The sequence below is a fragment of the Ectobacillus funiculus genome (assembly GCF_004138295.1).
Classification (GTDB): Bacteria; Bacillota; Bacilli; order Bacillales; family Bacillaceae_G; genus Ectobacillus; species Ectobacillus funiculus.
Genome location: NZ_SCFM01000024.1, coordinates 95,942 through 105,668, shown reverse-complemented (window position 1 = coordinate 105,668; position 9,727 = coordinate 95,942). Strand labels below are relative to the sequence as shown.

6 protein-coding genes are annotated in these 9,727 nt (G+C 39.0%); all 6 read right to left on the bottom strand.

What is annotated here, in order from left to right; translation table 11 throughout:
• A partial coding sequence (locus EP737_RS16175; RefSeq protein ID WP_129729000.1) for a cation:dicarboxylate symporter family transporter occupies window positions 1-1,175 on the bottom strand: 1,175 nt, incomplete at its 3' end.
• Window positions 1,176-1,681: 506 nt separating this feature from the next.
• A complete protein-coding gene (locus EP737_RS16170) occupies window positions 1,682-2,797 on the bottom strand; it encodes a Ger(x)C family spore germination protein (protein ID WP_129728999.1) in 1,116 nt (371 codons plus the stop codon).
• Window positions 2,794-3,894: a GerAB/ArcD/ProY family transporter gene (locus EP737_RS16165; RefSeq protein ID WP_129728998.1), complete on the bottom strand. Its 1,101-nt coding sequence runs from the start codon at window positions 3,892-3,894 to the stop codon at window positions 2,794-2,796. The genes EP737_RS16170 and EP737_RS16165 overlap by 4 nt, the downstream gene beginning before the upstream one ends.
• The gene (locus tag EP737_RS16160) at window positions 3,891-5,429 is read right to left on the bottom strand and encodes a spore germination protein (RefSeq protein WP_129728997.1); all 1,539 of its coding nucleotides are present in this window, start codon (window positions 5,427-5,429) and stop codon (window positions 3,891-3,893) included. The genes EP737_RS16165 and EP737_RS16160 overlap by 4 nt, the downstream gene beginning before the upstream one ends.
• Window positions 5,430-5,961: 532 nt before the next feature.
• Window positions 5,962-6,558 (bottom strand): class I SAM-dependent DNA methyltransferase, encoded by a 597-nt coding sequence (locus tag EP737_RS16155; protein WP_129728996.1) that lies wholly within the window; start codon window positions 6,556-6,558, stop codon window positions 5,962-5,964.
• A gap of 135 nt (window positions 6,559-6,693) precedes the next feature.
• Window positions 6,694-9,294 (bottom strand): phosphoenolpyruvate synthase, encoded by a 2,601-nt coding sequence (ppsA, locus tag EP737_RS16150; RefSeq protein WP_129728995.1) that lies wholly within the window; start codon window positions 9,292-9,294, stop codon window positions 6,694-6,696.
• Window positions 9,295-9,727 lie beyond the last annotated feature (433 nt).

Genomic DNA, 9,727 nt, shown 5'->3' with positions numbered 1-9,727 from the left:
GCATTTCCTAATACGTTCACAGAGGTGCGAACCATATCTAAAATACGGTCGATACCAGCAATTAAAGCAACTCCCTCTAACGGCAGTCCCATAGAACCGAGTGTTGCCAGTACAACAACGAAAGAAGCGCCCGGGACCCCTGCCATACCTTTGGAAGTTAGCATGAGCACAAATAATAATGTGATTTGCGCTGTCAGTGACATATGAACATGGTACATTTGCGCAACAAACAGCGCGGCAAGTGATTGATAAATCGCTGAGCCCGTCAGGTTGAATGTGTAGCCTGTCGGAATAACGAAAGAAACGACCGCCTTCGAACAACCAAATTGCTCCATCTTTTTCATAATGTTCGGAAGCACTGCCTCAGAGCTTGCAGTTGTAAAAGAAAGAATAAGTTCTTCCTTCAAAATTTTTATAAGCGTGAAAATATTCGTTCCTGTCAATTTCGCGTTTATCCCCAACACCACAACAGCAAAAAATACTACAGTTCCATACACAACTAAGATTAGCTTTCCAAGCGGAAGCAACGTACCCACGCCGAATTTGGCAACTGTCACCGCAATTAGCGCGAATACTCCAAACGGTGCAGCTTTCATCACTTGATTTGTTACCCAAAACATTGCTTCTAGCACACCTTCAAAGAAATGAAGCACTGGCTTCCCTTTGTCTCCAGTCGCCGCAACTCCTAAGCCGAATAAAACGGAAAAGAAAATGATCGGTAGTAGATCGCCTTGCGCCATTGATTCAAAGACGTTTTTTGGAACGATATGAACGATTGTTTCCGCAAAACCATTCTTTTGTGTGGCGGTTGCCGTTTGTTCGTATGCTGAGATATCCCCTTTTGCCAGGTGAGTTATATCTACACCAGAACCTGGATGAAACAGGTTTGCAGCCAGTAATCCGAGCCCAAGTGCAATCGTGGTAACGATTTCAAAATAAAGGAGCGTTTTGCCGCCGAGCTTCCCTAACTTTTTCATATCACCTACACTCGCTACCGCAACAACCAGTGCAGCTATTACAATCGGCATAACGATCATTTTAATTGCATGAATGAAAATATCACCAATTGGTACAATATAAGCAATTGCTGTTTGGTTTCCATAAAAAACAGCTCCAACAATAATACCTAGTACAAGTGCAACAAAAATTTGTGTAGCTAAGCCAAACTTTTTCATGTACATCCCCCTTATCAACACTTTCACTTTGAATCAATGAATCTGAACTCATCTTATAAGGCTATCTACAAAAAGAGACAAAAACACACAAAATTATTTTTAAAAAATTTAAGCGTTTACATATTTCATAATGAGAAAAGACCATTTTCTTATCTTATTTGCAACCTTGGACATAGCTTCTATCCCCTCTTTTAGGGGACCCTCCCTATATCTATCAACCTAAGAAATTCGTTGTTCTTCAGAATAAAAAATTGAGCTGAATTCTCATAAATAACTGTAGAGGGATAAAATTGCTTACAAATAATGCACCTTCATAAAGAAAACTCGCTGATTGGCGAGCCCTGCCTTTAAACAAAGACAGAAGCATAGTTGCACTTATACTGTATTCCTAAAATTTCTCGCTACGTCGAATGGTCTTCCAGCTAGAAATTTCTTTCTTACAGTGTTATAAAAAGGCGTTTACATTCTTTTCTTCCTTGAAAGAATGTAAACGCCTTTTTCTTTGGTTATTTGATAGACCCCATGGATCGTGTTGTTACATCTACAGAAATATTGATAGTTGCTTCTTCTAGCGCTTTGCCCCAATGATTCTGCACTTGCTCATAATATCTGTTTTGATAGGCTCTGGCATATACCCCTAAGCCAATTGGGTCAATTTTATTTTTTTGGATTTTCTTTATAAAATTGCCCAGCTCCATTTTCAGTTGTTCTTCTACCAGCTGTTCTAGTTTGTCAGTATTCTTTCTCATATCAAATGGAAATAGACGTTCCATTAATTCGATGTACATATTAACATGAATGTCAAATTTGAATTTATCATGACTATATCCAGGATAAATCTTCACTTTTACGCTATGAGCATTAAAGCTTAACATGTTTCTTTCGATTGCATTTTCCTCTTCCCCTTTTACAACAGGAAGGGTAAGGTAGAAATCGGACTTGTCCCCTTGCAGTATTTCTAACAAGGTTGTTTCCTGAGAATTAAGCGAAGTACTGTACGTTCCTTTCTCGTTTAACAGTGTACTGCCAGTCAATATAACCTCTTTCCCCATTTTAATGTTGGGGATGGAGGGAGTGATGCCTTTATCAAACATCTGCTGATGCAGATTCTGCAGCGTTGTTTTTACAGATTCCCCTCTTGCATGTGAAGTATCGACTAGAGACCTTAAATATATCGAGGTGATGGGTTTGTCTTTAGGATTAAAGTGCATGATCTCTGAGACAGGACCATCTACGATCATGATTCTAGGATTGACTGTAGCTTTAGAATCACGATAAAAGACATCTAATAAGGAAAGCCAATTAGGATTTTGAAGCAATCGTTTCCCGATAAGCAGAACTTGAAGCTTTGAATCGATGAACATACTAGCGCTGCGCTTGTCGAATTCGTTTCTGGATTGCCGGATCGTTTTTGCCTTGACATCAAATCTTTCTACTTTTTCTTTCACCTCTTTACCGAATACAGGACTAGTTTCATAAAACACCAACTCATTTTCTTTATTCAAATCTACACCAAATGCTAAGGTAAACGCTATATCCTCCAAGTATGGTTGTTGTACAATTCCTGATGGAAGGACTATTAGAGAAAATAGCAACAGCAAAAGTCCAATCCACCACTTCATTTGGTAACCCTTCCGCGAATACGTTCATGGATACTTAAATAAATCCATAAAAATAAAGGAACGGTATATATGAAGGGAAATGCAATTTTCGCTACCAGTCCTTGCGATTGGTCATTTAGATTAAAAGTAGGAGTGACAAAATACATGATCATCACCATCACCAGTAATAATAAGAGCAAATGTTTGCTGTGATCCTGTTTCCCGAACAGCCAACTTGTACAGAAAACAGCACTATACATATGAATCATCCAGGCCCTAGAAAGCACTAACAAATAAAACGCAAGAAAAATAATCTCCATTCGCTCTATAAATCGAAATTCCACTACTTTTAATATGCTCAATGTCGGTTCGTTAAATAGAGTAATTTCGTCTGGACTAAAAAAGATAAAACTAGCAAGAGTTACAAATAAATATACGAGCATTGATAATGAACTGGCGATGATAACACCGATGGAAGCTTTTTGCTTCTTTTGTAAAAATGGGTATAGCAAAAACACAATTTCAAAGCCCAAAAAAGAGTATGTAGTAGATTGAGTAGCCAATAGTGCTTTCTCCATATCTTTGAACAAAGGGAGAAGGTAAATCCAGTGATGGCTTTCCCGCAAAGCAAACCAGTAAAAGAGAGGCATCCATAATATAAGAAAAAAAACGAGCTCTGCATACCGGCCGATGATGCGAATCCCATTACGAGCAATCGTATAAATAGGGATAGCGAATAAAACCATGAGCACATAACCAGCTACTCCTGGTACAATCCATACTTGAATAAAGAGAATTGACCGTTGAATAACAGAAAATGCCTTCAGAGCGAAATACAGAGCCATACAAAGAGCAATGGCTTTTCCTGCCCATGTTCCAAAATAATTTGTTAACAAATCAAATAGAGTTCCCTCTGGATATTTCTTCATTACTTGAACAATGATTAGGCTTGAGATAACAGATAACAGCCAACCAAAGATAACAGGAATCCAACCATCCGTACCTGCCTTTTCTGCCAAGATTCGCGGGAGCTGCAGTACACCGATTCCCACTTGCGCGCCATGTATTAAAAAAATATATTGCATTAGGGTAATTTCATTGTAAGCATACTTTTTCACTTGTCATCCCCCTGAGGGTGATTGGAGCCTTGCCTCTTTGCTTGAATCGCTCTTGTGCTCATAGGACGCTGCTTCATTTTCCAGAGTGGAACACGAAAAACACCATCCTTCCAGTCGGAAAAATGGGCTGGAGCAAATGGACTGCTATATGGAGTGCCCAGCGATTCCAAAGAAATAAGATGCCCAATCAAAGTAATCAAACCAACCACAATACCTACAATCCCAAACAAAGACGCTATCAACATCATTGGAAATCGCAATATCCGGATGGCTGCACTCATATCATGATTAGGTATAATAAAAGAAGAAATAGCGGTAGAGGCGACAACTATAATCATCATGTTGCTGACGATCCCAGCTTGTACAGCGGCTTGACCGATCACAATAGCCCCTACAATCCCTACGGTCTGCCCGATAGGAGCGGGAAGGCGTACCCCTGCTTCGCGCAGCATTTCAAGAGCAATCTCCATAATAAGCGCTTCAATTAGCGGCGGAAAAGGCACCTCAGCCCGGTATTTTCCAATGTTGAGCAACAATTTGACAGGAATTAACTCATAATTAAATGAAATCAAAGATATATAAAGTGCAGGCAAAAAAATAGCCATAAAAAAAGCAAGCAACCGCAGTAACCGTATAAAATTAGCAGTTAGCAGGCGTGAGCTATAGTCATCCACATTTTGAAAAAAAGCTATCAGCGTTACCGGTGCAATCAATACTGCGGGTGACCCATCCACCATAACAGCAAATCTTCCTTGCAAAATATGAGAAGCAGCCGCATCCGGTCGTTCCGTTGAGATAAATTGCGGAAATGGAGAATAAGAATTATCCTCAATAAATTCCTCTAACTCTCCTGCATTAAGAATCGTGTCGACATCTAATTGGCGGATACGATCCTCCAGCTCCTGCAATACCTCTGGATGTGCAACATCTTCTAAGTACAGAATGGAAACCTTACACTTTCCTCGGCGTCCAACTGTGGCCTCTTTGATTTTTAGCTCACGGCTAGGAATATAGCGGCGGATTAACGCGATATTTTTACTGCCTGTTTCTCCAAACCCTTGATGCGCACCCTTTAAAGAGGCTTCGAGCTGTGGATCTTCAATCGCTCTTTGTGGCCATCCCTGGGTGTCAAAGATCATTGCATTGTCTCGTCCCTCGACTAACAATACACTTTTTCCTTGCAGGATACTGTTCTCAAGCGCTTTCCAATCATTCGATGATTCTATGTGACCAATCGATATCGGTAAATTGGGATTCTCCTTATCTTCATCTCCATATATTAACGGGCGAAGGATATGGTCATGGATGGCGTCTGAATTAGTTAGACCTGCAAGGTAAATCAGAATCGCTTTCTCACCACTCTTCTGAATATCCAAGTGTCGTACAATTAAATCAGGAGTATGGGTGAAAAGGGTATACAAATCTACAAGATTCTCTGATAAGGTTATGCTTATCTTTTTATTTTGAATGTCCTTTACTTGTTTTTGAGGCTCATACAAATTACTTCTTGGTCGTCTATTGCGAAAAATCTTCATCTTACCATCGCCTATATAAAGTAAATTTGTATCATTATCCCCTGTTTACGGAAATATAATTCATGTACAGTTCGATTTAAACGACCTTCAGTTTATTCATGAATCTCCCCTGATGTATACTCATCAAACCTAATATTTTGAAATCCCCCAAAACCAAAAACTTTATCTCGCCACAGCTGTTTGTAGGAATTCAATTCATTTTTTCGTTTTAGGGGAATATGGAAATTAGCTTGATAGGCATGCGTCAGAATCCCATATAAAAGGTTATATACTACATAACATATCAAGAAAAGAAGAAATTCGATTTTCGCTCTGCGAAATCTCGTTTCTAAACCTTAATTCCAAAAATAAAAATAACACCAAGAAACGATCAAGAACAGAAAGTTAACTAACCAAAAATGTCAAAAGAACCAGTCACATCAACAGGGAATAAACTAGACCAATGACATTTCACAATGTCAAAGGCCAAAACCCTTGATATGAATGGTTCTTTTTTAGAGATTATGTGAACGAAGAAATAAAAAATAAGAAATCACTTTATACTACTTGATATAAACATTGAGGCATCCTGATTCATAAAAATACAATTACCATGATAGAATGTCTTAATTTCAATTGATTTAAATCCAACTTCGGATAATCTTTTTTTCAGTTCTTCATGCGAAAAACCGTTATGAACCTTCGGATGATTTATTTTATCGTTTTTGTCAAAATCAATAATAATTAGCTTGCCACCATTATTTAAAATGTTGAACAATTCTTGTAAAATTTTTTTAGTATCCGGAATATGAAGAAGGACTAGTGACATTAAAACTATGTCTGCCTTAAGTTCAGGAGTTTCTTGAGTAAAATCTGAATAAAGGACTTTTGAGTTGGTAATTCCTTTGTGAGAAATTTTAGCTTTCGCAACCTCCAACATTTGTTCTGATGAATCTACCAACAAAATAGAATGTACTAAATCTGATAATTCTAAACCAATTAGACCAGTACCACTCCCATAATCTATTAAAGATTTTGATTTACTATTTCGTAATTCTGGTCTTACTTCCTTAACTATAACTTTGGCTAATTCGATTCTTTCTTCTGTATCATATCTTTTTGCCATCTGTTCAAAAACGTTATTTTCCATATCCCACTCCGCTCCCCTATTTATTAAAAATTAAAGCTACATAGTGGTTATTATAGCAAAAACCAAAACCGTGAGGGGCGATTCTCCCCTCAAGCCCTTCCGTATAGGCTCCGGTGGGTACAAAATATTCAGCTGTTACAATATCTCAATATAACCTTCTGTTCCATGCACGCGAATTCGTTGCCCGTCTTTTATCAGTTTGGTGGCATTTTCCACTCCAACAACTGCTGGTAAGCCATATTCACGTGCGATAACTGCTCCATGGGTCATCAGTCCACCAACTTCGGTTACTAGGCCTTTTATGGATACAAACAACGGTGTCCAGCTAGGGTCAGTAAAGGATGTGACTAATATATCTCCATCTTCTAGATCAGCATCTTCCATATTTAAGATTACACGCGCCCGTCCCTCTATAATTCCGGAAGAAACAGGCAGACCCACAAGAGCTTCAGCTGGGAGATTTTCTCGTTTGTACTTACCTGAGGGTGTTTCACCATCAGATGTGATCACACGCGGGGGAGTCAGTTTTTCATATAATTTGTACTCGTCTCTTCGCTTGTTAATGATCTGGTAATCCAATTTATTGGTCCGTACAACATCAAGAAGTTCTTCAAAAGTGAGATAGTATATATCTTCTTTTTCAAGAATAACGCCCACTTGTGCGAGTTGTTCGGCTTCTTTCAGTAAAGCTTGCTTATAAACGAAGTAGCGATGAATCATGCCGTATTTTGGATATTCACGATAACCGATGAAATTCCGGATTCGGTCAATCATACGTTTGGTTTCTTTGGCTTTTTGCTCACCATCCGGTAATTGTTTCAATCGGTCTAATAACTCTTGTTCCTTTTTCAAAGCAACACGCTGCCCTTGCTCGAATTTCCGCTTGCTGGTATTCGGTTCAAAGTTTTTGATGTTACCAAGAATCATGGGGACAAGTGTAATTGGTTTTTCACTCCACCGAGTTTTCGTGATATCGATTTCTCCGGCACATCGCATTCCGTATTTGTTGACAAAAGCTATTATTGCGTCTCTAGCTTCCTGTCCACCACCAAACTTAACCAGTTCATTCAAAAAGTTATCATCTTTTACATGTTGTAAATAATCAATTACTTCTGGATAAGGACGAATCACATCGGCGACATCCAATAGTGCTAAACCCATTTCCGAAGTAATATTGTTTGGTACCGATTGAGAAAGCGTGTCTGCCGCGTTTTTTTCACCTAACCACTCGTTCATTTTTTCATTGATCCATGTTGAAGCATTTATAGCAGCCATAAATACAGCTGAACTTTGTGGGTCAAATAAAATCTTCTTTAATTCCTGAATATCTTCAAGAATAAAGTCAAATAAATCTGAACCTGACTTCATTTGGATGTTTTGTTTTAACTCTTCTATGGATGTTTGACTACGCTGAATCAAATCAGAAACGATTGATGGATTGTTTTCGATTTGTGCCAACATATCGGTATTGCCTCTCGTGGGATTCGGTGCTGTAGTATCATTTGGTAACGATTTTATAAAATCTCCACGCTCAATGATGTTCATAAGTGCGTCTTTGAGGAGCGGATCGTGTTGACCCATCGCATTTAATAAATTGTTTCTACTGACGGGTGAAGCCAGTTGATGTGTGACATCAACAAACAACCTTCCACCGGCTTTCCGCATGGGTGCAGGAGTCGTTAACAGGAAAAAAGACAATCCCAATGGTTTCATAGCATCTGTCATCATTTGCTGATGGCCGACAGATATATACACGTGGTTTTCTTGATCATTCGCTTCAGGGATGGGGAAAAGAGTAGTGATTGGCCGACTCTGGACAATATAAAACGTATCATCAACCAAACACCATTCAATATCTTGCGGACAGCTAAAATAAGTTTCGATTTGTCGTCCGATGCGTGCCAGTTGTAAAATTTGTTGGTCAGTAAGTGTTTGCTTCTCTTGCTGATCAGGAGCGATGTCGTGTGTCTCTGTTCCGCCTTCGTTTCGTCCATAGATAGCTAATTTTTTGGTTGCTATCATCTGATCGACGATTTTATTCTCTTTCACCTTATAGCAATCGGCAGATACCAAGCCAGAGACCAATGCTTCTCCAAGTCCAAAACTGGCATCGATTGATAGCAGCTTTCGGTTAGATGTAATCGGATCAGCGGTAAATAATATCCCTGAAGCCTGCGGGAAAACCATCCTTTGAACGATAACGGATAAATAAACTTGACTGTGGTCAAATCCATTTTGCATACGGTAGATTACCGCGCGATCCGTAAATAGGGAAGCCCAGCATTTGCTGATATGCTGCAAGATTGCTTCTTTGCCGATGATATTTAAATAGGTGTCTTGTTGACCAGCAAAAGAGGCATGTGGTAAATCTTCAGCGGTCGCACTAGAACGCACTGCATAAGCATGCTCCTCGCCAAACTGGGAGAGATAGTGAGTAACTGCTTTCACAACGTCGGAAGGAATTTTCACTTCCATAATGATTTGTCGAATCTTCCTGCTGATTTCACCAATTTGATCTCGATCCTCTACTTTTAGCAGTGTTAGTTGATCCAACAACGCTTGAAATGTTTCGTTTTGTTCGATGGCTTTTTGATATCCCACTGTCGTAACACAAAATCCTTCTGGTACTTGTATTCCTTGAATTTTTGATAATTCCCCTAAATTTAACCCTTTTCCACCAACGAGCAAAAGCTGTGTTTTATCCATTTCCTGAAAACCGAGAACCAAAGAACTCATTCAACATCTCTCCTAACCATAAAATTGGGAAAAAACATTTGACAAGAGCTTACCGGCGTGGTACAATTAAATTGTAAGATGAGATAATTATGTCTATACGATAAAACTCAGTCGTAATCTAATTATATCGTTGTGTCTATTTTTGTGCAATATAAAAGAACCTGGTAAAGCTGTCCAGGTTCTTTTTTGATTTCCTGCTACTATTTTTCACATCAAAAAACTGGTTCAAACCGACTCCGTCACTGCATAGTTAATCCCAGCATGTTTTTGTTGATACTTCTGGACTATCCCCTGGTATTTTCTTTCTTGCACATCTTCTCAGTCAACTCATTCAACAGTCAGCTGATCACTAGCGGTTTCCATTCGCTTCTTAAAGTCTGTATAAAGACCTTCTTCTTTTACATTTTCACCTAAGAGTACCACAAGTTTTAAG

Excerpts from the sequence above, each read along its gene's own strand:
- EP737_RS16170 (WP_129728999.1), bottom strand. The coding sequence starts at position 2,797 with ATGAAGTGGTGGATTGGACTTTTGCTGTTGCTATTTTCTCTAATAGTC.
- EP737_RS16160 (WP_129728997.1), bottom strand. The coding sequence starts at position 5,429 with ATGAAGATTTTTCGCAATAGACGACCAAGAAGTAATTTGTATGAGCCT.
- EP737_RS16155 (WP_129728996.1), bottom strand. The coding sequence starts at position 6,558 with ATGGAAAATAACGTTTTTGAACAGATGGCAAAAAGATATGATACAGAA.
- ppsA (WP_129728995.1), bottom strand. The coding sequence starts at position 9,294 with ATGAGTTCTTTGGTTCTCGGTTTTCAGGAAATGGATAAAACACAGCTT.